This is a genomic window from Cupriavidus sp. FW305-27, from assembly GCF_058787995.1.
Window position 1 is genome coordinate 1 of record NZ_JBYTAG010000042.1, and the last position, 26,407, is coordinate 26,407.

The following is a 26,407-nucleotide window of genomic DNA, read 5'->3' on the forward strand; positions in this document are numbered from 1 at the left end:
GCCGATGAGCATGGCCCGTCCCAACCCGCCCCGCCGTGACCGCAACGGCACCGCCTCGCGCCCGCGCAGCGGGCAGTTCTCGGCCAGCCCGGTGCTGGGCCTGCGCCTGCCGATGTGGCGCTCCAAGCTGGTGGTGTTCCTGATGTTCGCCGCCTTCGGCGCGCTGGCCCTGCGCGCGGCCTGGATCCAGGGCCCCGGCAACCAGTTCTACGAGGCCGAGGGCAAGAAGCGCTTCCAGCGCACGCTGGAGCTGCCGGCCACGCGCGGCAAGATCCTGGACCGCAACGGCCTGGTGCTGGCCACCAGCCTGCCGGTCAAGGCCGTCTGGGCGGTGCCCGAGGACGTGCCCAACCAGGTCGAGGCCGCCAAGATCCGCCAGCTGGCGAAGTTGCTCGGCATGTCCGAGAAAGACCTTGGCAAGAAGCTGTCCGAGGACAAGGGCTTCGTCTACCTGAAGCGCCAGGTGCTGCCTGACGTCGCCGACAAGATCGCCGCGCTGAAGATCGAGGGCATCCACCAGACCCGCGAATACAAGCGCTTCTACCCGGAAGGCGAGGCGATGGCCCACATCGTCGGCTTCACCAACGTGGAAGACCGTGGCCAGGAAGGCGTGGAGCTGGCGCGCGAGCCCGGCCTGGCCGGCCGGGCCGGCGCGCGCCAGGTGATCAAGGACCGCCTGGGCCGCGTGGTCGAGGACGTCGGCGTGCTGAAGACCCCGCGCGACGGCGAGGACATCCAGCTGTCGATCGACGCCAAGATCCAGTACCTGGCCTACAACGAGCTCAAGGCCGTGGTCGAAAAGCACAAGGCCAAGGCCGCCAGCGCGGTGGTGCTCGACGCCCAGACCGGCGAAGTGCTGGCGCTGGCCAACTGGCCCACCTACAACCCCAACGACCGTACCCGGCTGTCCGGCGAGCAGCTGCGCAACCGTGTGCTGACCGACACCTTCGAGCCCGGCTCGATGATGAAGCCGATCACGGTCGGCCTGGCGCTGCAGCTCAAGCGCGTCACGCCGTCCACGGTAATCACCACTACCGGCAAGTACAACTTCGAAGGCGCCACCATCAGCGATACCCACAACTACGGGGCGCTGACGGTGAGCGGCGTGATCCAGAAGTCGAGCAACATCGGCACGACCAAGATCGCGATGATGATGAAGCCGCAGGAGATGTGGGACATGTACACCAGCATCGGGCTGGGCCAGGCGCCCAAGATCGGCTTCCCCGGCGCCGTGGCCGGCCGCGTGCGCCCGTTCAAGAGCTGGCGCCCGATCGAGCAGGCCACCATGTCATACGGCTACGGCCTGTCGGTGTCGCTGTTCCAGATGGCGCATGCCTACACCATCTTCGCGCATGACGGCGAGCTGATCCCGGTGTCGATGTTCCGCACCAGCGGCCCCGCCACCGGCGAGCGCATCCTGTCGCCCCAGGTGGCCCGCGACGTGCGCGCCATGATGGAAACCGTGACCGCGCCCGGCGGCACCGCGCCCGAGGCGCAGGTGATGGGCTACCGCGTCGGCGGCAAGACCGGCACCGCCTACAAGCATGAAGGCCGCGGCTACAACCGCAGCAAGTACCGCGCCTCGTTCATCGGCCTGGCGCCGATGTCGAATCCGCGCATCATCGTGGCCGTCAGCGTGGACGAACCCACCGCGGGCAGCCACTACGGCGGCCTGGTGGCCGGCCCGGCGTTCGCGGCCATCACCGGCGGCACGCTGCGCGCACTGAATGTGCAGCCCGACTCGCCGATCCGCCAGCTGGTGGTCAGCGACAAGGTGCAGGAGAGCGAACCGTGGAGTTCGACCCAATGACGGCCAAGCCACTGCTCCCGCTCGAGGTCACCGCGCAGGCCAGCAATGCGCTGGCCTGGCTGCGTACCAACGTGGCCGCCGCCGCGCAGCTGACCGGAGATACCCGGCGCCTGGCGCGTGGCGATGTGTTCTTCGCCTACGTGCTCGGCAACGCGCGCCTGGCCACCGACGGCCGGCTCTATATCGCCCAGGCGATTGCCGCCGGCGCGGGGGCCATCGTCTATGAGGCCGACGGCTTCGACTGGCCCTTCAGCGACGTCGTGCCGCATCTCGCGGTGAGCCGCCTGCACCAGCTGGCCGGCCCGATCGCCGCCGGCTGGCATGGCAACCCGGTGCGCGGCCTGGCCGTGACCGGCATCACCGGCACCAACGGCAAGACCTCGTGCAGCCAGTGGCTGGCACGGGTGCTGCAGGCCGCCGGCACGCCCTGCGCGACCATCGGCACGCTGGGCACCGGCTTCCCGGGCGCGCTGCAGGCTACCGGCTTCACCACGCCTGACGCGGTGCAGCTGCAGGCCAGCCTGGCGTCCCTGCACGACGCCGGCGCGCGCGCGGTGGCGATGGAGGTGTCCTCGCACGGCCTGGAGCAGGAGCGCGTGGCCGGCACGCATTTCTCTGTGGCGGTGCTGACCAACCTGACCCAGGACCACCTCGACTACCACGGCTCGATGGCCGAGTACGAGGCCGCCAAGGAGAGCCTGTTCCGCTGGGACGGCCTGCGCACCGCGGTGGTCAACCGCGACGACGCCATGGGCCAGCGCCTGCTGGCGGCGGACGCCGCCGCCATTGGCGCGCCGCACGTGATCGAATACGGCATCGACGGCCCCGGCGCGGCCACGGTGCGCCGCCCGCGCGGCGAGTGGCTGCGCGCCACCAACGTGCGCGCCACGTCCACCGGCACCGCCTTCCATATCGACGGCAGCTTCGGCAGCGCCGAGATGGCCACACCGATGATCGGCGTCTTCAACGTCAGCAACCTGCTGGCGGTGCTGGGTGCGGCGCTGGCCAACGGCGTGGCGTGGGACGCGGCCATCGCCGCGCTGCGCGCGCTGACACCGGTCGAAGGGCGCATGGAGTTGTTCGGTGCCGCCGGCGGCCCGGATGCGCCGCTGGCCGTGGTCGACTACGCCCATACCCCGGACGCGCTGGCGCAGACGCTGGCCGCGCTGCGCCCGGTGGCGCAGGCGCGCAACGGACGCCTGTGGTGCGTGTTCGGCTGCGGTGGCGACCGCGACCCGATCAAGCGCCCGCTGATGGGCGCGGTGGCCGAGCGCGAGGCCGACGAGGTCATCCTGACCAGCGACAACCCGCGCAGCGAAGACCCGCAGGACATCCTGGGCGCCATTGCCGACGGCATGGCCGTGCGCGCGCGCGCGCGCCAGATCGAAGACCGCGCCGCCGCCATCCTCTATGCCGTCAGGCACGCGGCACCGGCCGACGTGGTGCTGGTGGCGGGCAAGGGCCATGAGGCCACCCAGGAGATCCAGGGGCGCAAGCGCCCGTTCTCCGATCGCGAACATGTACGACTGGCGCTTGCCACCCGTGGAGTATCGGCATGAGCCAGACCCCAATGACCAACTTGCAGCAAGCCGCCGGCTGGATCGCCGGCGCGCGCGTTTGCGGCGACGGCACCGTGGAGTTTTCGCGCGTGCATAGCGACAGCCGCAGCGTCGAGCCCGGCGACCTGTTCGTCGCCCTCAAGGGCGAGCGCTTCGACGCGCATGACTTTATCGCCGACGTGGTGGCGCGCGGCGCTGCCGCCGTGCTGGTCAGCCGCGAGGTCGATGCCGGCGTGCCGGCCATCGTCGCGCCGGACACGCGCATTGCGCTGGGCGAGCTCGGCGCCGGCTGGCGCCGCCAGTTCACGCTGCCGGCGGTGGCGGTGACCGGCAGCAACGGCAAGACCACGGTCAAGGAAATGATCGCGGCCATCTTCGCCGCGGCGGTAGGCGAGGAGCAGCGCCTGGCCACCGGCGGCAACCTGAACAACGATATCGGCCTGCCGCTGACGGTGCTGCGCCTGCGCGCCACGCACAAGCTGGCGGTGCTGGAGCTCGGCATGAACCATCCGGGCGAGACGGTCTACCTGGCCGGCATCGCCCAGCCCACCGTGGCGGTGATCACCAACGCGCAGCGCGAGCACCAGGAGTTCATGGTCAGCGTGGAAGCCGTCGCCCACGAGCACGCTGCCGCGATTGCGGCGCTGCCTGCCAACGGCGTGGCGGTGTACCCACTCGACGCGGAAAGCGGCGGCGCCTACGCGCCGGTGTGGCGCAATGCCGCGGGCGCGCGCCGTGCGCTGTCGTTCGGCACCTCGCAGCGCGCCGATGTGCACGCCACCGTGACGCTGGTCGACGGCGCACAGGTGATGCAGGTACGCGCGCCTGGCCATGCCTTCGACGTCCGCCTGGCGCTGCTGGGTGAGCACAACGTGCGCAACGCGCTGGCGGCCATCGCCTGCGCGCTGGCCGCGGGGGTGCACGTGCCGGCGATCCAGCGGGGCCTGGCCGGGTTCCAGGCGGTCAAGGGCCGGCTGCAGGTCAAGTACACGCCGGGTGGGACGGTAGTCATCGACGACACATACAACGCCAACCCCGACTCCATGCGCGCCGCCATCGACGTGCTGGCCGGCTTTGCCGCGCCGCGTGTGCTGGTGCTGGGCGACATGGGCGAAGTGGGCGACCAGGGCCCAGCATTCCACCAAGAAATCGGTGCCTACGCCAAGGCGCGCGGCATTGGCACGCTGTGGGCGACCGGTGAACTGGCCGTGCATGCGGTGCAGGCATTCGGCGCGGGTGGCCGGCATTTCGGCACCGCGGAAGCCCTGGCAAAGGCGCTGGAGGAAGACAGCAGGGGCATGGTGGCGCAAGTGGGCGCCGTGCTGGTGAAGGGATCGCGCTTCATGCGCATGGAACGGATGGTCGCGGCGCTGGTCGCAGACACTTCCGCACATTAAATAAGACAACACGATGTTATTGGCTCTGGCCCAGTGGCTGCAAAACGACTACAGCTTCCTCCGGGTCGTCAACTATCTGACTTTCCGCGCGGTGATGGCCAACCTCACCGCGCTTCTGATCGGGCTGGCGTTCGGTCCGTGGGTGATCCGCAAGCTGACCGAGCTGAAGGTCGGCCAGGCGGTGCGCACCATCGGCCCGCAGACCCACTTGGTCAAGGCCGGCACGCCGACCATGGGCGGCGTGCTGGTGCTGGTCTCGATCGCGGTGTCGACGCTGCTGTGGTGCGACTGGGGCAACCGTTTTATCTGGGTGGTGATGCTGGTCACCTTCGGCTACGGCGCGATCGGCTGGGTCGACGACTACCGCAAGGTGGTGTATCGCGACCCGCGCGGCATGTCGAGCCGCGAGAAATTTTTCTGGCAGACGCTGATCGGCCTGGTGGCCGCGGTCTACCTGGCGTTTTCGGTATCGGAAAGCAGCAACGTGCGGGTGTGGGAGCTGTTCCTGAACTGGGTCGAGGGCGGGCTGTCGTTGGACATGCCGTACAAGTCCAACCTGATCGTGCCCTTCTTCAAGGAGATCAGCTACCCGCTGGGCGTGGCCGGCTTCATCGTGCTGACCTACCTGGTGATCGTGGGCTCGAGCAACGCCGTCAACCTGACCGACGGCCTGGACGGCCTGGTGATCATGCCGGTGGTGCTGGTTGGCGGCGGGCTGGGCGTGTTTGCGTACGTAATGGGCAACTCGGTCTACAGCAAGTACCTGCTGTTCCCGCATATCCCGGGCGCGGGCGAACTGCTGATCTTCTGCTCGGCATTGGCCGGCGCGGGGCTGGCCTTCCTCTGGTTCAATGCGCACCCGGCGCAGGTGTTCATGGGCGACGTCGGCGCGCTGGCGCTGGGCGGCGCGCTCGGCACGGTGGCGGTGATCGTGCGCCAGGAGATCGTGCTGTTCGTGATGGGCGGCATCTTCGTGGTGGAAACACTGTCGGTGATGGCGCAGGTGACGTGGTTCAAGATCACCAAGCGCCGCTATGGCGAAGGCAGGCGGCTGTTCCGGATGGCGCCGCTGCACCACCATTTCGAGCTGGGCGGCTGGAAGGAAACCCAGGTCACGGTGCGCTTCTGGATCATCACCATGCTGCTGGTGCTGATCGGGTTGTCGACGCTGAAGTTGCGTTAATGGTTGCGCGGGTCAGGGACTGACGGCGCTTTCTATATAGATACAGGAAAACAAAGGCAGGAAATCGAAGTGTTTGGCGAGCTGCAAAAACCTCATGTGCTGGTACTGGGCCTTGGTGAGTCGGGCCTGGCCATGGCGCGCTGGTGTGGCCTGAACGGCTGCGCGGTGCGCGTGGCTGACACGCGCGAGGCGCCCGCCAACCTTGTCTTCCTGCAGGCCGAGCTGACTTCGGCCGAATTCGTCGGCGGCCCGTTCGCCGACAGCCTGCTCGACGGCATCGGCCTGGTGGCGATCAGCCCGGGCCTGTCGCCGCTGGAAGCCGCCACTGGCGCGCTGCTGGCCGCGGCGCAGGCGCGCGGCATCCCCGTGTGGGGCGAGATCGAGCTGTTCGTGCGCGCGCTGCGCCACCTGGAGGCCGAGTCCGGCTACGCGCCGAAGATCCTGGCGATCACCGGCACCAACGGCAAGACCACCACCACCGCGCTGACCGGCCGGCTGGTGGAGCGCGCCGGCAAGAGCGTGGCGGTGGCGGGCAATATCAGCCCGTCGGCGCTGGACAAGCTGTCGGCCTGCATCGCCTCGGCATCGCTGCCGGAGGTGTGGGTGCTTGAGCTGTCCAGCTTCCAGCTGGAAACCACGCACACGCTGGCGCCCGCCGCGGCGACTGTGCTCAACGTCACCCAGGACCACCTGGACTGGCATGGCTCGATGGAAGCCTATGCCGCGTCCAAGGCGCGCATCTTCGGGCCGGCCGGCAGCGAGTGCGTGCAGGTGCTCAACCGCAACGACCGCCTGACCATGGATATGGCGCGGCCCGGGAGCACGCCGCTGACCTTCGGCACCGACCTGCCGGAAACGCCGGGCAGCTTCGGCATCCTGCGCGAGGGCGGCATGCCCTGGCTGGTGCTGGCCGAACCCGATCCGGACGCGGAAGGGGAGGGCAAGCCGCGCCGCCGCAAGGCCGCCGAGGTGGCCCAGGAAGCCGTGCCGGTGCGCCACAAGCGCCTGATGCCGGCCGACGCGCTGCATATCCGCGGCATGCACAACGCCACCAACGCGATGGCCGCGCTGGCGCTGTGCCGCGCCATCGACCTGCCGATGAACGCACTGCTGCACGGCCTGCGCGAATACCGCGGCGAGCCGCACCGCGTGGAGTGGGTTGCGACCATCGACGATGTCGAGTATTTCGACGACAGCAAGGGCACCAACGTGGGCGCAACCGTGGCCGCGCTGTCTGGGCTGGACAAGCGCGTGGTGCTGATCGCCGGCGGCGAAGGCAAGGGCCAGGATTTCTCGCCGCTGGCCGCGCCGGTGGCGCAGTACGCGCGCGCGGTGGTGCTGATCGGCCGTGCCGCGGGTGAACTGCGCGATGCATTGCAGGGCAGCGGTGCCAGCCTGGTCGACGCCGGCACGCTGGAAGAGGCCGTGACCAAGGCTGCCGGACTGGCCGAGAGCGGCGATGTGGTGCTGCTGTCGCCGGCATGCGCCAGCCTCGACATGTTCCGCAACTACGTGCATCGCGCCGAGGTGTTCCGCGGCGCCGTGGAAGAACTGGCGCTGTCCCGGGGGATCCTGCCATGAGCGAAGCACAGGTCAAGCGCAGCGGCTTTATCGGCGCCACCATCGGCAATGCCTGGGGTGGCCTGCGCGACGCCGTGTCGGGCGTCAAGCCGACCCGCTCGCGCATGATGGAGTACGACCAGCCCATGCTGTGGGTGTCGATCGTGCTGCTCGCGCTCGGCCTGGTGATGGTCTATTCGGCCTCGATCGCGCTGCCGGACTCGCCGCGCTACGCCAACTATCGCGAGAGCCACTTCCTGATGCGCCATGCGTTCGCGCTGGGGATCGGGCTGTCGGTCGGGCTGGCGTCGTTCCAGGTCCCGGTCAAGGTGTGGGACCGCTACGCGCCCAAGCTCTTTATCTTCGCGCTGATCCTGCTGGTGATCGTGCTGGTGCCGTTCGTCGGCAAGGGCGTGAACGGCGCGCGGCGCTGGATTCCGCTGGGCGTGATGAACTTCCAGCCGTCCGAGCTGATGAAGCTGGCGGTGGTGCTGTACGCGGCCAACTACACCGTGCGCAAGCAGGAGTGGATGCAGACCGTGTCCAAGGGCTTTTTGCCGATGGGCGTGGCGGTGGTGGTGGTGGGCATGCTGCTGCTGCTCGAGCCCGACATGGGCGCGTTCCTGGTAATCGCCGCGGTGGCGATGGGCATCCTGTTCCTGGGCGGCATCAACGGCAAGCTGTTTGCCGGGCTGGTGGGCGTGGCAATCGGCGCGTTCGCGCTGCTGATCACGGCTTCGCCCTGGCGGCGCGAGCGGATCTTCGCCTACCTGAACCCGTGGGAAGAGAGCAACGCGCTGGGCAAGGCCTACCAGCTCACGCACTCGCTGATCGCTTTCGGCCGCGGCGAGTGGACCGGGGTGGGGCTGGGCGGCAGCATCGAGAAGCTGCACTACCTGCCCGAGGCCCATACCGACTTCATCCTCGCGGTGATCGGCGAGGAATTCGGCTTTGTCGGCGTGCTGGTGGTGATCGTGCTGTTCTACTGGCTGGTGCGGCGCGCCTTCAATATCGGCCGCACCGCGCTGCAGCTGGACCGCACCTTTGCCGGCCTGGTGGCCAAGGGCATCGGCGTGTGGATCGGCTGGCAGACCTTTATCAATATGGGCGTGAATCTGGGCCTGCTGCCGACCAAGGGGCTGACGCTGCCGCTGGTGAGCTATGGCGGCTCGGGGATCTTGATGAACTGCGTGGCGCTGGCGATCCTGCTGCGCATTGATTATGAAAATCGAGTATTGATGCGCGGAGGGAAGGTATGACCGGACCGCGCACCTTGCTCGTGATGGCCGGCGGCACCGGGGGGCATGTGTTCCCGGGGCTGGCGGTCGCGCACGCGCTGCGCGAGCAGGGCTGGAAAGTGGTCTGGCTGGGCAACCGCACCGGCATGGAAGCCACGCTGGTGCCCAAGCACGACATCCCGATGGAGTTCATCCAGTTCGGCGGGCTGCGCGGCAAAGGCCTGGTGACCAAGTTCCTGCTGCCGCTGAACCTGCTGCGTGCGTTCTGGCAGAGCATAGCCGCGCTGCGCCGGGTGCGCCCGAGCGTGGTGCTGGGCATGGGCGGCTATATCACCTTCCCGGCCGGCATGATGGCGTCGCTGCTGGGGCGCCCGCTGGTGCTGCACGAGCAGAACTCGATTGCCGGACTGGCCAACAAGGTGCTGGCCAAGGTGGCCGACCGCGTGCTGTGCGCGTTCCCGGACACGCTGCCCGGCGGCGAATGGACCGGCAACCCGGTGCGCGAGGAACTGGCGCACCTGGACGCGCCCGAAGCGCGCTATGACCAGCGCAGCGGCCCGCTGCGGATCCTGGTGGTGGGCGGCAGCCTGGGCGCCGCGGCGTTGAACGAGGTGGTGCCCAAGGCCATCGCGCTGCTGCCCGGGGGCGAGCGCCCGGTGGTCACGCATCAGGCGGGCGCGAAGCAGATCGACACGCTGCGCGCCAACTACGCGGCCGCGCAGGTGCCCGCGCAGACCCTGCCGTTCATCGACGACATGGCGCGCGCTTACGCCGATGCGGACCTGGTGATCTGCCGCGCCGGCGCGATGACGGTGTCGGAAGTGGCTGCCGCGGGTGTGGCGGCGATGTTCGTGCCGTTCCCGCATGCGGTGGACGACCACCAGACCACCAACGCGGAATTTTTGTCGAAGCAGGGCGCGGCCCTGCTGGTGCAGCAGAAAGACCTGACGGCCGAGGGGCTGGCGCAAACCATCGCCAGCCTGACCCGGCCGCAGCTGAAAGACATGGCGCGCCTGGCGCGCGGACTGGCCAAACCTGAGGCAACCCGGCGCGTCGCCGAGATCTGCAGTCAGCTGGCCAGGGACTGAAGCCTATATAAGCAGCAATCGAATGAAGCATATCGTTAAGAACATCCACTTCGTGGGCATCGGCGGCGCCGGCATGAGCGGCATCGCCGAGGTCCTGCTGAACCTGGGATACAAGGTCTCGGGCTCGGACGTGGGCAACAATGCCGCCACGCGGCGCCTGGCATCGCTCGGCGCCACGGTCATGCACGGGCATGACGCGGCCAACGTGACCGGCGCCAACGCGGTGGTGGTGTCGACCGCCGTCAGCGGCGACAACCCCGAAGTGCTGGCCGCCCGCAGCAAGCGCATCCCGGTGGTGCCGCGCGCAGTGATGCTGGCCGAACTGATGCGCCTGAAGCAGGGCGTGGCCATCGCCGGCACGCACGGCAAGACCACCACCACCAGCCTGGTGGCGTCGGTGCTGGCCGAAGGCGGGCTGGACCCGACCTTCGTGATCGGCGGCCGCCTGAACTCGGCCGGCGCCAACGCGCGCCTGGGCACGGGCGACTTCATCGTGGCCGAGGCCGACGAGTCGGACGCATCGTTCCTGAACCTGTTCCCGGTCATCGAGGTCATCACCAATATCGATGCCGACCACATGGACACCTACGGGCATGACTTTGCCCGGCTCAAGCAGGCGTTCATCGAATTCACCCAGCGGCTGCCGTTCTACGGCATCGCGGTGCTGTGCGTCGACGACCCCAACGTGCGCGAGATCCTGCCGTTCGTGTCCAAGCCGGTGGTGCGCTACGGCTTTGCCGAGGATGCCCAGATCCGCGCCGTGGACGCGCGCGCGGTCGACGGCCAGATGCACTTCACCGTGCAGCGCCAGCTCAACGGCCATACCGAGCCGCCGCTCGAGATCGTGCTGAACCTGCCCGGCCTGCACAACGTGCAGAACGCGCTCGCGGCGATCGCCATTGCCACCGAGCTGGAGGTGCCCGATGCCGCCATCGTCAAGGCACTGCGCGAGTTCCATGGCGTGGGCCGGCGCTTCCAGCGCTACGGCGAGGTGGCCACGCCCGACGGCGCCGGCACCTTCACCCTGGTGGACGACTACGGCCACCACCCGGTCGAGATGGCGGCCACGCTGGCCGCCGCGCGCGGCGCGTTCCCGGGGCGCCGCCTGGTGCTGGCGTTCCAGCCGCACCGCTTTACCCGTACGCGGGATTGCTTTGAGGACTTCGTCAAAGTGCTGGGCACCGTCGATGCGCTGCTGCTGTCCGAGGTCTACGCCGCCGGCGAAGCCCCGATCGTGGCCGCCGACGGCCGTGCGCTGACCCGCGCGCTGCGCGTGGCCGGCAAGGTCGAACCTGTTTTCGTGGAGCAGATGGAAGAAATGCCGCAGGCCATCCTGGATGCCGTCCGGCCGGGCGATGTGGTCGTGACGATGGGCGCGGGCTCGATCGGGGCCGTGCCGGGGCAGCTGGTGTCGCACCAGCAATCGACGCAATCAACGCAGGGAGGCCAGGCATGAGCTTCGTCGCCCATCCCAATATCGATCCCAAGTCGCTGGGCAAGGTCGGCGTGCTGCTGGGCGGACGCTCGGCCGAACGCGAGATCTCGCTGATGTCTGGCAACGGCGTGCTGGCCGCGCTGCAGTCGCGCGGCGTGGACGCGCACGGCTTCGACCCGGGCCTGCAGAGCGTGGCCGAGCTGGCCGCTGCCGGCTTTGACCGCGTCTTTATCGCACTGCATGGCCGCTATGGCGAGGATGGCACCATCCAGGGCCTGCTCGAGCAGCTGGGCGTGCCGTACACCGGCAGCGGCGTGCTGGCATCAGCCATGGCCATGGACAAGCAGGCCACCAAGCGCTTGTGGATGACCTATGGCCTGGCCACGCCGCGCTTTGCCATGCTGCATGCGGACACTGATTTTGATGCCGTGGCGGCCGACCTGGGCCTGCCGCTGATCGTCAAGCCGGCGCGCGAGGGCTCGTCGATCGGCCTGACCAAGGTCACTGCCGCCGACCAGATGCGCGCGGCGTTCGAGAAGGCCGCGGCGCTGGACAACGACGTCATTGCCGAGACCTTTATCGACGGCGCCGAACTGACCTGCCCGATCGTGGGCGAGGGCGACAGCGCCGAAGCGCTGCCGGTGATCCGCATCGTTGCACCCGAAGCCAACTACGACTATCAAAATAAGTACTTTACTGACGATACCCAGTACTTGTGCCCGTCGGGCCTGGATCCCGAAGTCGAACGCGAGGTCCGGGCGCTGGCGGTGCAGTCCTACCGCGTGCTGGGCTGCCGCGGCTGGGCGCGTGCCGACCTGATGCTGCGCGCCGACGGCAAGCCTTTCCTGCTCGAGATGAATACCTCGCCCGGCATGACCGGCCATTCGCTGGTGCCGATGGCGGCGCGCGCGGTTGGCATCAGCTACGAGGACTTCGTGATGCAGGTGGTGGCCGCGGCCACGCTGGACCTGCATCCCAACGAGCATTGGAAACCCGAATAACGCAACCGAACAGGACCGTACCGGACCATGTGGCATAACGCACGCCTGCTCAACCTGATCGCCTCCGCGCTGTACGCGCTGGTGGTGCTGATGGCGCTCGCGGCAGGCCTGCTGTGGCTGGCGCAGCGGCCGGTGTTCGCCATCACCCATGTGGAGATCGGCCCGCTGGACGGCGGCGCCCTGCGCCACGTGAACGCGCCCAGCGTGCGTGCCAGCGCGCTGGGCAAGCTGACCGGCAATTTCTTCACGCTGGACCTGAACGCGGCCCGGCAGGCATTCGAGTCGGTGCCCTGGGTGCGGCGCGCCAGCGTGCGGCGCGAATGGCCCAACGGCCTGGCGGTCGAGGTCGAGGAACACGAGGCGCTGGGCACCTGGGGCACGCCCGACAGCGGGCGCCTGATCAATACCTATGGCGAGGTCTTTGTCGCCAACACCGCCGAGGCGGAAGAAGACGCACAGCTGCTGGCGCTGGACGGGCCGCCGGACAGCGAGGGCGATGTGATCGAGAAGCTCGAGGTCATGCGCCAGTGGTTCAAGCCGCTCAAGGCCGAGCCGCTGGCGGTGGCCCTGTCTGGCCGCTATGCCTGGCGCGCGAAGCTGTCCAACGGCATGGAGGTCGAACTGGGCCGCGAGCAGAACGATGAGGATCGCGTGGCGATGGACCAGCGGGTCCGGCGCTTCGTCGCGGCCTGGCCGCAGGTCACCCAGCAATGGGGCAGCCAGATCGAGTATGCCGACTTGCGTTATCCCAACGGCTTTGCCATCCGCGCCGCCAATGCCCGCTTCCTGACCGAGGCGCAGATCGCAGCGGCGGTCAGGGCGGAGAAGGCGGCGAAAGCAGCGAAGGCGGCCAAGCCGGCGCCGGCGGCAGCAGCGGTTTCAGGTACTTCCAACAACAATCCGACGCGACTGAAGAGCAAGAACGCGGAGAAAACCCGATGAGCAAGGAATACAAGGACCTGTTGGTCGGTCTCGATATCGGCACCTCGAAGGTGGCGGCGGTGGTCGCAGAACTGCGCCCCGACGGCAGCTACGAGGTGATCGGGATGGGCCAGTCAGAGTCCAAGGGTCTGAAGAAAGGGGTCGTGGTCAATATCGAGGCCACCGTGCAGTCGATCCAGAAGGCGCTGGAAGAGGCCGAGCTGATGGCCGACTGCAAGATTTCGGAGGTCTTCACCGGCATTGCCGGCAGCCACATCCGCAGCTTCAACTCCAGCGGCATGGTGGCGATCAAGGACAAGGAGGTCACGCAGACCGATGTGGCGCGCGTGATCGAGACCGCCAAGGCGGTCAATATCCCGACCGACCAGCAGATCCTGCACATCCTGACGCAGGAATTCATCATCGACGGCCAGGAGGACGTGCGCGAGCCCATCGGCATGAGCGGCATCCGCCTGGAAGTGAAGGTGCATATCGTCACCGGCGCGGTCAGCGCCGCGCAGAACATCGTCAAGTGCGTGCGCCGCTGCGGCCTGGAAGTGCACGACCTGATCCTGCAGCCGCTGGCTTCGAGCCTGGCGGTGCTGACCGAGGACGAGAAGGAACTGGGCGTGGTGCTGGTCGACATCGGCGGCGGCACCACCGACATCGCCATCTTCAGCGAAGGCGCGATCCGCCATACGGCCGTGATCCCTATCGCCGGCGACCAGATCACCAACGACATCGCGATGGCGCTGCGCACGCCGACGCCAGATGCCGAGGACATCAAGATCCAGTACGGCATCGCCAAGCAGGCGATCGCCGACCCGGACGACATGATCGAAGTGCCGGGCGTGGGCGACCGTGGCACGCGCACGCTCAGCCGCCAGGCGCTGGCCGCGGTGATCGAGCCGCGCATCGAAGAGCTGTACTCGCTGGTGCACCAGGTGGTGCGCGAGTCGGGCTATGAAGAACTGTTGTCGTCCGGCGTGGTCATCACCGGTGGTACCGCGATGATGCCGGGCATGGTCGAGCTGGGCGAGGACATCTTCCTCAAGCCCGTGCGCGTGGGTGTGCCGGAGTACCGCGGCAACCTGCACGAGGTGGTGAAGAGCCCGCGCTACGCGACCGTGATGGGCCTGCTGCTGGAAGGCCGTGTGCAACGCATGCGCGGACGCAAGGTGGCGGTGCAGAGCGGGTCGGTCAAGCAGGTGTGGACCCGCATGAAGGAATGGTTTGTCGGCAATTTCTGATCAATGCGGAAATTGACGCGCTGACGATGCAACGGCGCGCAGGCAGGGCGGTCTACCGGACAGGCCTGTGTGCCGAGTGGAAGTTTTCTGGTTTTCTTTTTATTGGTTTCTTGTTCAGAAACCAGGGGTTGCGGCGGGGAGGCTGCATCGTCTGGGGACTGATTTTTCTCGGAGGCAGTGATGGACTTTGACATGATCGAAACGGAAGTGCAGGACGGCACCATCATCAAGGTGGTCGGCGTGGGCGGTGCGGGCGGTAACGCCGTGCAGCACATGATCAGCCGCGGCGTGCAAGGCGTCGAATTCATCTGCATGAACACCGATGCCCAGGCGCTCAAGCGTTCGAGCGCTTCGCGCGTGCTGCAACTTGGCAATACGGGCCTGGGCGCTGGCGCCAAGCCGGAAGTCGGCCGCAACTGCGCCGAATCGGCCCGTGATCAGATCGCCGACTCCCTGCGCGGCGCGCACATGGTCTTCATCACTGCCGGCATGGGCGGCGGCACCGGCACGGGCGCCGCGCCGATCGTCGCGCAAGTGGCCAAGGAGATGGGCATCCTGACCGTGGGCGTGGTCAGCAAGCCGTTCGACTTCGAAGGCGCGCGCCGCGCCAAGGTGGCCGAACACGGTTCCAGCGAGCTGGAATCAAGCGTCGACTCGCTGATCGTGGTGCTCAACGAGAAGCTGTTCGAAGTGATGGGCGACGACGCCGAGATGGACAAGTGCTTCCAGTGCGCCGACGACGTGCTGCACAACGCGGTGGCCGGCATTGCCGAGATCATCAACGTTGACGGCCTGGTGAACGTCGACTTCGAAGACGTGAAGACGGTGATGGGCGAGCAGGGCAAGGCCATGATGGGGACGGCCACCGTGTCGGGCGTGGACCGCGCCCGCCTGGCAGCCGAGCAGGCCGTTGCCAGCCCGCTGCTGGAAGGCGTTGACCTGTCCGGCGCGCGCGGCGTGCTGGTCAACATCACCGCCAGCCGTTCGCTGAAGCTGTCGGAAACCAAGGAAGTCATGAACACCATCCGCAGCTACGCGGCGGAAGATGCGACCGTGATCTTCGGTACGGTGTACGATGACTCGATGAGCGATGCGCTGCGCGTGACGGTGGTGGCCACGGGCCTGGGCCGCTCGGCCAAGAAGCAACAGCCGATGACTCTGCTCAAGACCGGCACGGACAACATGCCGGTGCAGATGATGGCCAACATGACCGCCGCCGCGGCCACGCACAGCTCGCCGGACTACAGCAACCTGGATACGCCGGCAGTGTGGCGCAGCTCGCGTGAGTCGGCGTCGGCTCACGTGGCGGCGCTGCAGGAAAAGGGTGTGGATACGTACGACATCCCGGCCTTCCTGCGCAAGCAGGCAGACTGAGCCCTGCCTGGCGCGGCATCGGTGCCTCCACCGGCCGCCTGACGGAACGCGTCGCCTTGTCGCGATGCACGTGCGCTCCCCATCCGCGCGTGCCTTGCATGGACTGACGTGAACCGCCGGGCTGCTGGCGGCGCCGCGCCTGCGCCGGACTGAGCTTCACCCGCATCCCGCCGGGACTGGCGTGCCGCTGGCCGCCTCCCCGGACTGGTTTCCCGCCTTCCCGGTCGGGATGTATCAGCGTCCGCGCCGGATGTCACCGGATGTGACCCGGCTTTGGCGATGCGGGCAAGGCGCCTATGATCTTGAGATTGCCCGTCTGACTGAGTGCGGGCGTCTGCGCCCCGGCATCCGGACTATTCTTCAGAAAACCCAGAAGGACCACGACTCATGATCACTGTCGGTTCCCGCGTCCCCGACGCCACGCTGCAGGAATTCTTCGAAACCGAAGGCAACGGCTGTGCGCTCGGCCCCAATGCCTTCAAGGTGGCGGACCTGGTCCGCGGCCGCAAGATCGTGGTGTTCGGCCTGCCCGGCGCTTTTACGCCGACCTGCTCGGCCAAGCATGTGCCGGGCTTTGTGCAGCACGCCGCGGCGCTGCGCGAGGCCGGCGTCGACGAGGTCTGGTGCGTGTCGGTCAACGACGCCTTCGTGATGGGCGCCTGGGGCCGTGAACAGCAGACTGGCGGCACGGTGCGCATGATGGCCGACGGCAGCGCCGAGTGGACCCGCGCGCTGGGCCTGGACCAGGACCTGGGCGCGCGCGGCATGGGCGTGCGCTCCAAGCGCTACGCGATGGTGATCGACGACGGCGTCGTCACCCGGCTCGACGTCGAGGCACCGGGCGAATTCCGCGTCAGCAGCGCCGAAGCAGTGCTGGCGGCGTTGCGTGGCTGACACAGTCATCCGGGTAAACGTGGATAATACGCAACTTGTTAAGGGGATGTTAACAGCCGGAAACAAAACCCGGCTGCAGCGCCCCTGAGGTGGTGGTAAAATCCCTTAATCATAAAAGCTGCCCGATAGATTTTTATAATAGTTGAGGCTGTCATGCTCAAACAGCGCACCATCAAATCCCTGGTAAAGACCGTTGGCATCGGCCTGCACTCGGGACGCAAGGTCACGTTGACCCTGCGTCCCGCGCCGGCGGACACCGGCATCGTCTTTACCCGCGTCGACCTGCCCGAGGCCGTCGAGATTCCCGTGGCCGCGTCGGCCATCGGCGACACGCGCCTGGCATCGGTGCTGCAGAAGGATGGCGCGCGCGTTTCGACCGTCGAGCACCTGATGTCGGCCTGTGCGGGCCTGGGCATCGACAACCTCTATGTCGATGTCGACGCCGAGGAAATCCCGATCATGGACGGCAGCGCCGCGTCCTTCGTGTTCCTGCTGCAGTCGGCCGGCATTGAAGAGCAGAACGCGCTGAAGACCTTTATCCGCGTCAAGAAAGCGGTGGAAGTGCGCGAGGGCGACAAGCTGGCGCGGCTGGAGCCGTTCTTCGGCTTCAAGCTGTCGTTCACCATCGACTTCCGCCACCCGGCGGTCGACAAGACCGGCCAGACTTTCTCGATCGACTTTGCCGACACCAGCTACGTGCGCGAGATTGCCCGCGCCCGCACCTTCGGCTTTGCGCACGAGGTGGAAGCCCTGCGCGAGATGGGCCTGGCGCGCGGCGGCAGCCTGGACAACGCGATCGTGCTGGACGAGCACCGCATGCTCAACAATGAAGAGCTGCGCTACGGCGACGAGTTCGTGCGCCACAAGATCCTGGATGCGATCGGCGACCTGTATGTGGTGGGCCACCCGCTGATCGGCGCCTATGTGGCGAACAAGTCGGGCCACGGCCTGAACAACCAGCTGCTGCGCGCGCTGCTGGCCGACCAGGAAGCCTACGAACTGGTCACCTTCGACCGCGTCGAGGAAGCCCCGGTCGCGTTCCTGCCGCAGGCGCAGCCGGCGTTTGCCTGATCCTGGCGAACTGGCGCAGAAAAAAGCCGACCCGAGGGTCGGCTTTTTCGTGTTCGGCAACGGGCTAGCGGTGATGGGCGAGCAGCGTATTGAGCGCGTCGCGCAGCGGCGAATCCGGCAGGCTGCGCGCCAGCTGGTCCAGATTGGCGAGTCCCGTGGGCGTCATGCGGCCACCGGTGCGCTGGCGTTGCACGGGCTCCACTTCCCAGTCCGCGTGGCGCGACACCTCCGGCTGCACCCGCACCCGGATCGCGGTGATATGCGAGCCGCGCTGCTGCAGCCGTGCCAGCAGCGTCGGCACTACCTGGCGCACGCGGGCAGCGGCGGCGCCGTGCGCGGCCAGCAACAGCAGCACCTGGGCGTTCGGGTCGGTGGCGTCACGCTTGACCCCGGCCACGGCCAGGCCGTCGCGCATGCCGGCGGGCAGCAGTGCCAGCACCTCGGCCTCGAGCACCGACAGCTGGCGCGCGGTCTGCATCAGCGTCGAAACCGGGCCGGCCTTGGCCAGCCAGTCGTTGAGCGGCTTGGCGGCGGGGGTCTGCAGGGCGTGATGGGTGAAGCGGCGCATGCATGCATTCTAGCAAGGGGCGCGCTGGCCGCCTTGCCCGACTGTGGATTGAAGCTGCGGCGGCCGCCCCAAACTGTGGCCAATGGGCGCACGGGCAATCACGCGGGCAATCTGCGGACCACACGCGTGGCCGACATCCGGCAGGCTTGCCTGCCCTTGCGGGACGGGGCCAGGCGCGTTCCGGCCGTGACCCCGGCACATGATAAACTCGGCGTTTTGCGCCAATCTATCCATTCCTCGCCCGGCCGCCGGAGCAGCCCGCATCCCTGGGGTGCCGCCCGGTTCCGCGCAGGTGAAAGCAATCGATGATCACCGGCCTTCTCAAGAAAGTCTTCGGCAGCCGCAATGAGCGGCTGATCAAACAATATCGCCGCACGGTGGCGCAGATCAATGCGCTGGAGCCGAAGTTCGAGCAGCTCTCGGACGACGAACTGCGCGGCATGACGGAGACCTTCCGGCAGCGCCACGCCGGCGGCGAATCGCTCGAGGCGCTGCTGCCCGAGGCCTTCGCCGTCTGCCGCGAGGCCAGCAAGCGTGTCATGAAGATGCGCCACTTCGACGTGCAGCTGATCGGCGGCATGGTGCTGAACGACAACAAGATCGCCGAAATGCGCACCGGCGAAGGCAAGACGCTGACCGCGACGCTGGCCGTGTACCTGAATGCCATCACCGGCCAGGGCGTGCACGTGGTGACCGTCAACGACTACCTGGCGCAGCGCGATGCCGAGTGGATGGGCCGGCTGTACAACTTCCTGGGCCTGTCGGTGGGCGTGAACCTGTCGCAGATGCCGCACGACGCCAAGCAGGCGGCGTACAACTCGGACATCACCTACGGCACCAACAACGAGTTCGGCTTCGACTACCTGCGCGACAACATGGTCTACGACCCGTCGCAACGCGTGCAGCGCCCGCTCAACTACGCCATCGTCGATGAAGTGGACTCGATCCTGATCGACGAGGCCCGCACCCCGCTGATCATCTCCGGCCAGGCCGAGAACCAGACCGACCTGTACCAGCGCATGAACGGCATCCCCAAGCTGCTCGAGCGCCAGATCGGTGAAGAGAAGGCCGACGGCACCGGCGTCGAGAAGCCGGGCGACTACTACGTCGACGAGAAGGGCCACCAGGTCTACCTGACCGAAGCCGGCCACGAGAAGGCAGAAGAGATCCTGTCGCAGCAAGGCCTGATCGGCGAGGGCGAGTCGCTCTACGCGCCGCAGAACATCACGCTGATGCACCACCTGTACGCCGCCCTGCGCGCGCACAGCCTGTTCCATCGCGACCAGCACTACGTGGTGCAGAACGACGAAGTCGTGATCGTCGACGAGTTCACCGGCCGCCTGATGACCGGCCGCCGCTGGTCCGACGGCCTGCACCAGGCCGTTGAGGCCAAGGAAGGCGTCACCGTCCAGCAAGAGAACCAGACGCTGGCGACGATCACCTTCCAGAACTACTTCCGCATGTACAACAAGCTGGCCGGCATGACCGGCACGGCTGACACCGAAGCGTATGAGTTCCAGGAGATCTACGGCCTGGAAGTGGTGGTGATCCCGACCAACCGCCCGGCCCAGCGCAAGGACCAGCAGGACCAGATCTACAAGACCGGCAAGGAGCGCTACGACGCCGTGGTGCGCGATATCCGCGACTGCTACGAGCGTGGCCAGCCAGTGCTGGTGGGCACCACCTCGATCGAGACCTCGGAATACCTGTCGGGCCTGCTCGATCGCGAGCAACTGCCGCACCAGGTGCTCAACGCCAAGCAGCACGCGCGCGAAGCCGAGATCGTGGCCCAGGCCGGCCGCCCCAAGATGATCACCATTGCCACCAACATGGCCGGCCGCGGTACCGACATCGTGCTGGGCGGCAATGTGGAGAAGCAATCCGGCTTTATCGAGGCGGACCCGAACCTGTCCGACGCCGAGAAGGCCGCACGCATCAAGCAGCTCGAGGATGAGTGGCATTCGCTGCACGAGCAGGTCAAGGCCGCCGGCGGCCTGCATATCGTCGGCACCGAGCGCCATGAGTCGCGCCGTATCGACAACCAGCTGCGCGGCCGTGCCGGCCGCCAGGGCGACCCGGGTTCGTCGCGCTTCTACCTGTCGCTGGACGACCAGCTGCTGCGCATCTTCGCCGGCGACCGCGTGCGCGCCATCATGGAACGCCTGAAGATGCCCGAGGGCGAGCCGATCGAAGCCGGCATCGTCACGCGCTCGATCGAATCGGCGCAGCGCAAGGTCGAAGGCCGCAACTTCGACATCCGCAAGCAGCTGCTGCAGTACGACGACGTCGCCAACGACCAGCGCAAGGAAATCTACAAGCTGCGCAACGACGTGCTGGAAGCCCAGGATGTCGGCGACATGGTGACCAACCTGCGCGAGAGCGTGCTGGTTGAGCTGTTCCGCGACCACGTGCCGGCCGACACCATGGAAGAGCAGTGGAACATCTCCGGCCTGGAAACGCGCCTGCGCGAGGACTGGGGCCTGGAAGTGCCGCTGGCGCAGACCATCGAGGGCGCGCAGAGCATCGAGGACGAAGAGCTGCTCAACCTGATCATGAAGGCGGCCGCGGAGCGCTACGATGGCAAGGTCGCGATGGTCGGCCGCGAGTCGTTCGCCGGCTTCGAGCGCTCGGTCATGCTGCAGAGCATCGACACGCACTGGCGCGAGCACCTGGCCGCGCTGGACCACCTGCGCCAGGGCATCCACCTGCGCGGCTATGCGCAGAAGGATCCCAAGCAGGAATACAAGCGCGAGTCGTTCGAGCTGTTCGCGCGCCTGCTGGACCTGATCAAGAACGAAGTCACGCGCGTGACCTTCAACGTGCAGATCCAGTCGCCGGAAGAGCTGGAGCAGGCTTCGGAAGAGATCGAGGAAGGCCTGTCGCACCTGGAGAACATCCAGTACAAGCACGACGAGTTCGCCGAAGGGCGCGAGCCGGTCGAGGAAGCGCCGTCGCCGCGCACCGGTGCGGCCATGGCCGCCGCCGAGCTGGCGCTGGCGGGCATGCCCAAGGTCGGCCGCAACGATCCGTGCCCGTGCGGCTCGGGCAAGAAGTTCAAGCAGTGCCACGGCAGGCTCAGCTGAACTGAGCCCGGCCGGGTACCCGGCATGACGTCGTTCCCGCTGTCTGGGGAGTGACGCGCAAGGAAACGACATGCCCGCCCTCCGCGGGCATGTTCGTCTGATGACAAGCAAGTTGCGAGCAGAAGCCGCAAGCAGATAACGCAAGCAGGAACGAGGAGTCCACATGCCCGTCAATCTTCCGCTGCCCCAGGCAGAGAACCTGAAATCCGTCGCCGGCGTGGAGCTGGGCTGGGCCGAGGCGGGCATCCGCAAGGCCAACCGCAAGGACGTGCTGGTGGTGCGCGTGGCCGAAGGCAGCACCGTGGCCGGCGTCTTCACCAGCAACCGCTTCTGCGCGGCGCCGGTGCAGGTCTGCCGCGAGCACCTGGCCGCTGGCAAGGGCATCCGCGCGCTGGTGGTCAACACCGGCAATGCCAACGCCGGCACCGGCGAACCGGGCCTGGCCAGTGCCCGCGCCAGCTGCGACGCGCTGGCAGCGCAACTGGGCATCGCCGCCGAGCAGGTGCTGCCGTTCTCGACCGGCGTGATCCTGGAGCCGCTGCCGGTCGACCGCCTGGTGGCCGGCCTGCCCGCCGCCATCGCCAACGCGAAGCCGGACAACTGGCTGGCCGCCGCCGAAGCCATCATGACCACCGACACGCAGCCCAAGGCCGCATCGCGCACGGTGCAGATCGACGGCAAGACCGTGACGCTGTCGGGCATCAGCAAGGGCGCCGGCATGATCCGCCCGAACATGGCGACCATGCTCGGCTTTATCGCCATGGACGCCGCCGTGGCCCAGCCGGTGCTGCAGGCGCTGGTCTCCTACGCCGCCGACCATTCGTTCAACAGCATCACCATCGACGGCGATACCTCGACCAACGACTCGTTCGTGCTGATCGCCACGGGCAAGTCGGGCGCCGTGGTCGAGCGCGCCGAAGGCCCGGCCTTCGAGGCGCTGCGCGACGCGGTGACCGCGCTGGCGCAGGAACTGGCGCAGATGATCGTGCGCGACGGCGAAGGCGCCACCAAGCTGATGACCATCCGCGTCGAAGGCGGCAAGGACGTGGCCGAGTGCCGCCAGATCGCCTATGCGGTGGCGCATTCGCCGCTGGTCAAGACCGCGTTCTATGCGTCGGACCCCAACCTGGGCCGCATCCTGGCCGCGGTCGGCTACGCCGGCGTCGATGACCTCGACGTCGGCAGCGTCAACCTGTGGCTGGACGATGTCTGGGTGGCCCGCGACGGCGGCCGCAACCCCGACTACCGCGAGGAAGACGGCCAGCGCGTGATGAAGCAGGCCGAGATCACCGTGCGCATCGCGCTCGGCCGCGGCAAGGCCGAAGCGACGGTCTGGACCTGCGACCTGTCGCACGACTACGTGTCGATCAACGCCGACTACCGCTCCTGAGCTTTCCGTCCTTCCCGTGCATGCGGGAAGGGCATCGATTCCCCTGCCAGCCGATACCGCGCCCCTAGCGCGCCCCTGCCATGTCTGACCTCGCCGCCCGCCTCGACAACTTCCTTGCCCGACTCGAACAATGGCTGCCGCCGCAACTGAGCGACGCCGACTGGCAGGAGGCCGTGGCGTTCCGCTGGCGCAAGCGGCAGAGCCTGTTCGGCAATATCGGCTACCTGCAGCCGGTGCGCCAGCTGCCGCCGATCCACCTGGACGACCTGAAGAACATCGAGCGCCAGAAGGATGCCATCGTCGCCAACACGCGCCAGTTCGTGAGCAAGCTGCCGGCCAACAATGTGCTGCTGACCGGCGCGCGCGGCACCGGCAAGTCGTCGCTGATCAAGGCCTGCCTCAATGCCTTCGTCAGGGACGGGCTGCGGCTGGTTGAGGTGGACAAGGATGACCTGGGCGACCTCGGCGATATCGTCGAGCTGGTTGCGCAGCGCCCCGAGCGCTTCGTGATCTTCTGCGACGACCTGTCGTTCGAAGAGGGCGAGTCGGGCTACAAGTCGCTCAAGTCGGCGCTGGACGGCTCGGTGGCGGCGCAGTCGGACAACGTGCTGATCTACGCCACCTCCAACCGCCGGCACCTGCTGCCGGAGTACATGAAGGACAACGAGACCTACCGCCACACCGACGATGGCGAGATCCATCCCGGCGAAGTGGTGGAAGAGAAGATCTCGCTGTCCGAGCGCTTCGGGCTGTGGCTGTCGTTCTACCCGCCCAAGCAGGACGAATATCTGGCCATTGTCGGCCACTGGCTCAGGCACTTTGGCTGCACCGACGAGGACATCGCCGCGGCGCGCGGTGACGCGCTGGTGTGGGCGCTGGAGCGCGGCTCGCGCTCGGGCCGCGTGGCCTGGCAGTTTGCGCGCGATTGGGGCGGCAAGCATGGCAAGCCCTATATTGCCGATGTCGCCGGAGACGCCAAGGCATGAGCGCGGCCACGCAGAACCCCGCGCAGACCGGCGCCAACCCGCCGCGCAAGGTGACCGAGGTGGCGGTCGGCGTGCTGGTGCAGCCCGACGGACGCTTCCTGCTGGCGCAGCGCCCGGCCGGCAAGCCCTACGAGGGCTATTGGGAATTCCCCGGCGGCAAGCTGGAGCCCGGTGAGTCGGTGGAGGCAGCACTGGCCAGAGAACTCCATGAAGAGCTGGGCCTTGATGTAACGCAATGCGAGCGTTGGCACATTCTGGAACATGACTATCCGCACGCCTATGTGCGGCTGTATTTCTGCAAGGTCACCGACTGGCGGGGCGACCCCGTCGGCCGCGAAGGCCAGGCCTTCTCGTGGCAGCGCACGCCGGTGACGGTGGGGCCGCTGCTGCCGGCCACCATTCCCGTGGTGGAGTGGCTGGCCGAGGAATCGGGCAACGGCTGACCCTGCCTTCCCGCTGTCGGGCAAGCGGCCGCGGCGCCCGCTTGCGCGCCGCCAGGGCCTGACCAGGCCCTGATCCACAGGAAAGGAACCTGCATGCTACGTGTCGATCGTATCGCCGACGACGTTTCCCTGCCTGAACTGACCCTGCGCGGCATCATCCTCGGTGCGCTGATCACGGTCGTGTTCACCGCCTCCAACATCTACCTGGGCCTGAAGGTCGGCCTGACCTTCTCGTCGGCGATCCCGGCGGCCGTGATCTCGATGGCCGTGCTGCGGCTCTTCCCCGGCGCCAACATCCTGGAAAACAACATGGTGCAGACGCAGGCCTCGGCCGCGGGCACCCTGTCGTCGATCATCTTTATCCTGCCGGGCCTGGTCATGCTGGGCCACTGGCAGGGCTTCCCGTTCTGGCAGACGCTGGCGATCTGCGCGGCCGGCGGCATGCTGGGCGTGCTGTTCAGCATCCCGCTGCGCCACGCGATGGTGGTGCAGAGCGAGCTGCCCTACCCGGAGGGCGTGGCCGCGGCGGAAATCCTGCGCGTGGGCAGCGCCGCGCCAGACCAGGCCGCGCCGGGGCAGAAGCCCCAGGCGACCGGCCTGGCCGACCTGATGGCCGGCGGCCTGGTGGCGGGGCTGTTCAGCTTTGCCGCCGGCGGGCTGCGCCTGCTGGCCGAGGGCGCCAACTTCTGGCTGTCGGCCGGGGCCTCGGTGGTGCGGCTGTCGATGGGGTTCTCGCTGGCGCTGGTGGGCGCGGGCTACCTGGTCGGAATCGTCGGCGGGCTGGCCATGCTGCTCGGGCTGGTGCTGACCTGGGGCGTCGCGGTGCCGTGGCTGACGGCCATCACGCCGCGCCCGGACGGCGCCACGCTGTCGGCCTTCGGCGTCATGGTGTGGAGCCAGCAGGCGCGCTTCATCGGTGCCGGCACCATCGGCATTGCCGCGATCTGGACGCTGCTGTCGCTGGCCGGGCCGATGCTGTACGGCATCCGCGCCTCGTTCGGCGCGCTGCAGGGCGGGCCGGCGGGGCAGGGCAAGATGCCGCGCACGCAGCAGGACATGCCGGCCAGATGGATCGGGCTGGTGATGCTGGGGCTGCTGGCGGTGCTGGTGACGGTATTCGCCTGGTTCCTCGCGCCGGCGCCACTCGATGGCGGCGCACGCTGGCGCCTGGTGATCTACGCGGTGGTGTTCGCCTTTATCTTCGGCTTTCTGGTGGCGGCGGCGTGTGGCTACATGGCCGGGCTGGTGGGCTCGTCGGCCAGCCCGATCTCGGGCATCGGCATCATCGCGGTGATCCTGGTGTCGCTGCTGATCCTGCTGGCGGGCAAGGCCGACGGGCTGCTGGCCACGCCCGAGGGCAGAAACTTCGCGATTGCGCTGGCGATCTTCACCACCTCGGCGGTGGTGGCGGTCGCCTCGATCGCCAACGACAACCTGCAGGACCTGAAGACCGGCTGGCTGGTCGGTGCCACGCCGTGGCGCCAGCAGGTGGCGCTGCTGATCGGCTGCGCGGTAGGCGCGGCGGTGATTCCGCCGGTGCTGGACCTGCTCTACAGCGCCTATGGCTTCGCCGGCGCGCTGCCGCGTGCGGACATGGACCCCAACCAGGCGCTGGCCGCGCCGCAGGCGACGCTGATGACCGCGATCGCCACCGGCATCTTCACCCGCCAGCTCAACTGGACCATGATCCTGATCGGCATCGGGCTGGGCGTGGTGCTGATCGCCATCGACGAGGTGCTGCGCCGCCGCCGCGGCGCGGCGCGGCTGCCGGTGCTGGCGGTGGGCATCGGCATCTACCTGCCGCCGACCATCAGCTCGGCGCTGGTGGTCGGCGCGGTGCTGTCGTGGCTCCTGCTGCGCAGCGAGCGCCGCCGCGCCAGCGCGCGCGGCGACGACGTCAAGCTGGCGCTGGAACATGCCGAGCGGCGCGGCACGCTGCTGGCCTCGGGCCTGATCGTGGGGGAAAGCCTGGTCGGCGTGATGCTGGCCGCGGTAATCGGCCTGTCGGGCAGGGATGCGCCACTGGCGCTGGCCGGGCCCGGGTTTGAAGCGACCGCGCAGTGGCTGGGCCTGGCGGTGTTCGCGCTGGTATGCGTGGGCTTCTACCGCCGCGTGCTGGCGGCGGCGCACTGAACCGCGAGGGACGCTGAAGGCGA

At 67.9% G+C, this 26,407-nt stretch carries 20 protein-coding genes; 19 read left to right on the forward strand and 1 reads right to left on the reverse strand.

Annotation, left to right across the window (positions count from 1 at the left end):
* Positions 1 to 4 precede the first annotated feature (4 nt).
* The 14 genes from AC3WRI_RS20065 to lpxC all read left to right on the forward strand — a co-directional run bounded on the left by AC3WRI_RS20065 (position 5) and on the right by lpxC (position 17,781).
* Positions 5 to 1,810 (forward strand): peptidoglycan D,D-transpeptidase FtsI family protein, encoded by a 1,806-nt coding sequence (locus AC3WRI_RS20065; protein WP_010814775.1) that lies wholly within the window; start codon positions 5 to 7, stop codon positions 1,808 to 1,810.
* Entirely contained in the window at positions 1,807 to 3,369 is a 1,563-nt protein-coding gene (locus AC3WRI_RS20070; RefSeq protein ID WP_492293939.1) for a UDP-N-acetylmuramoyl-L-alanyl-D-glutamate--2,6-diaminopimelate ligase, read from the forward strand. Before AC3WRI_RS20065 ends, AC3WRI_RS20070 begins: the two co-directional genes overlap by 4 nt.
* Positions 3,366 to 4,766: a UDP-N-acetylmuramoyl-tripeptide--D-alanyl-D-alanine ligase gene (locus AC3WRI_RS20075; protein WP_492293912.1), complete on the forward strand. Its 1,401-nt coding sequence runs from the start codon at positions 3,366 to 3,368 to the stop codon at positions 4,764 to 4,766. Before AC3WRI_RS20070 ends, AC3WRI_RS20075 begins: the two co-directional genes overlap by 4 nt.
* A gap of 13 nt (positions 4,767 to 4,779) precedes the next feature.
* Positions 4,780 to 5,949, forward strand: coding sequence for a phospho-N-acetylmuramoyl-pentapeptide-transferase (gene mraY / locus AC3WRI_RS20080; protein WP_010814772.1), 1,170 nt, complete (start codon positions 4,780 to 4,782; stop codon positions 5,947 to 5,949).
* A gap of 69 nt (positions 5,950 to 6,018) precedes the next feature.
* On the forward strand, positions 6,019 to 7,530 hold the full coding sequence (gene murD / locus AC3WRI_RS20085) for a UDP-N-acetylmuramoyl-L-alanine--D-glutamate ligase (RefSeq protein WP_492293913.1): 1,512 nt from the start codon (positions 6,019 to 6,021) through the stop codon (positions 7,528 to 7,530).
* Positions 7,527 to 8,768, forward strand: a complete 1,242-nt coding sequence (gene ftsW / locus AC3WRI_RS20090; protein ID WP_010814770.1) for a putative lipid II flippase FtsW — start codon at positions 7,527 to 7,529, stop codon at positions 8,766 to 8,768. Before murD ends, ftsW begins: the two co-directional genes overlap by 4 nt.
* Positions 8,765 to 9,835, forward strand: a complete 1,071-nt coding sequence (murG, locus tag AC3WRI_RS20095) for an undecaprenyldiphospho-muramoylpentapeptide beta-N-acetylglucosaminyltransferase (RefSeq protein WP_010814769.1) — start codon at positions 8,765 to 8,767, stop codon at positions 9,833 to 9,835. Before ftsW ends, murG begins: the two co-directional genes overlap by 4 nt.
* Before the next feature lie 22 nt (positions 9,836 to 9,857).
* The gene (murC, locus tag AC3WRI_RS20100) at positions 9,858 to 11,291 is read left to right on the forward strand and encodes a UDP-N-acetylmuramate--L-alanine ligase (protein WP_010814768.1); all 1,434 of its coding nucleotides are present in this window, start codon (positions 9,858 to 9,860) and stop codon (positions 11,289 to 11,291) included.
* Entirely contained in the window at positions 11,288 to 12,271 is a 984-nt protein-coding gene (locus AC3WRI_RS20105) for a D-alanine--D-alanine ligase (protein ID WP_011616088.1), read from the forward strand. Before murC ends, AC3WRI_RS20105 begins: the two co-directional genes overlap by 4 nt.
* Before the next feature lie 27 nt (positions 12,272 to 12,298).
* Positions 12,299 to 13,213, forward strand: a complete 915-nt coding sequence (locus AC3WRI_RS20110; RefSeq protein WP_010814766.1) for a cell division protein FtsQ/DivIB — start codon at positions 12,299 to 12,301, stop codon at positions 13,211 to 13,213.
* On the forward strand, positions 13,210 to 14,442 hold the full coding sequence (gene ftsA, locus AC3WRI_RS20115; protein ID WP_010814765.1) for a cell division protein FtsA: 1,233 nt from the start codon (positions 13,210 to 13,212) through the stop codon (positions 14,440 to 14,442). The genes AC3WRI_RS20110 and ftsA overlap by 4 nt, the downstream gene beginning before the upstream one ends.
* Positions 14,443 to 14,622: 180 nt before the next feature.
* Complete coding sequence (ftsZ, locus tag AC3WRI_RS20120; RefSeq protein WP_010814764.1) at positions 14,623 to 15,816, forward strand: cell division protein FtsZ; 1,194 nt, start codon at positions 14,623 to 14,625, stop codon at positions 15,814 to 15,816.
* 387 nt (positions 15,817 to 16,203) lie between these two features.
* Positions 16,204 to 16,710 carry a peroxiredoxin gene (locus AC3WRI_RS20125; protein WP_010814763.1) on the forward strand — a complete coding sequence of 169 codons (507 nt, stop codon included), beginning with the start codon at positions 16,204 to 16,206 and terminating at the stop codon, positions 16,708 to 16,710.
* Between the two features lie 153 nt (positions 16,711 to 16,863).
* Positions 16,864 to 17,781: a UDP-3-O-acyl-N-acetylglucosamine deacetylase gene (gene lpxC, locus AC3WRI_RS20130; protein WP_010814762.1), complete on the forward strand. Its 918-nt coding sequence runs from the start codon at positions 16,864 to 16,866 to the stop codon at positions 17,779 to 17,781.
* 64 nt (positions 17,782 to 17,845) lie between these two features.
* Here lpxC and AC3WRI_RS20135 read toward each other — a convergent pair whose 3' ends face one another.
* Positions 17,846 to 18,349, reverse strand: coding sequence for a hypothetical protein (locus AC3WRI_RS20135; protein ID WP_010814761.1), 504 nt, complete (start codon positions 18,347 to 18,349; stop codon positions 17,846 to 17,848).
* Positions 18,350 to 18,654: 305 nt separating this feature from the next.
* Between AC3WRI_RS20135 and secA the strand changes: the two genes are divergently transcribed.
* The 5 genes from secA (at position 18,655) to AC3WRI_RS20160 (ending at position 26,384) form a co-directional block, all read left to right on the forward strand.
* Entirely contained in the window at positions 18,655 to 21,432 is a 2,778-nt protein-coding gene (gene secA / locus AC3WRI_RS20140) for a preprotein translocase subunit SecA (RefSeq protein WP_010814760.1), read from the forward strand.
* 163 nt (positions 21,433 to 21,595) lie between these two features.
* Complete coding sequence (gene argJ, locus AC3WRI_RS20145; RefSeq protein ID WP_492293915.1) at positions 21,596 to 22,822, forward strand: bifunctional glutamate N-acetyltransferase/amino-acid acetyltransferase ArgJ; 1,227 nt, start codon at positions 21,596 to 21,598, stop codon at positions 22,820 to 22,822.
* An 80-nt stretch (positions 22,823 to 22,902) separates the two neighbouring features.
* The gene (locus tag AC3WRI_RS20150) at positions 22,903 to 23,808 is read left to right on the forward strand and encodes an ATP-binding protein (protein ID WP_010814758.1); all 906 of its coding nucleotides are present in this window, start codon (positions 22,903 to 22,905) and stop codon (positions 23,806 to 23,808) included.
* Positions 23,805 to 24,251 carry an NUDIX domain-containing protein gene (locus tag AC3WRI_RS20155; protein WP_011616085.1) on the forward strand — a complete coding sequence of 149 codons (447 nt, stop codon included), beginning with the start codon at positions 23,805 to 23,807 and terminating at the stop codon, positions 24,249 to 24,251. The genes AC3WRI_RS20150 and AC3WRI_RS20155 overlap by 4 nt, the downstream gene beginning before the upstream one ends.
* A 93-nt stretch (positions 24,252 to 24,344) precedes the next feature.
* Positions 24,345 to 26,384 (forward strand): OPT family oligopeptide transporter, encoded by a 2,040-nt coding sequence (locus AC3WRI_RS20160; protein WP_492293917.1) that lies wholly within the window; start codon positions 24,345 to 24,347, stop codon positions 26,382 to 26,384.
* Positions 26,385 to 26,407: the final 23 nt, after the last annotated feature.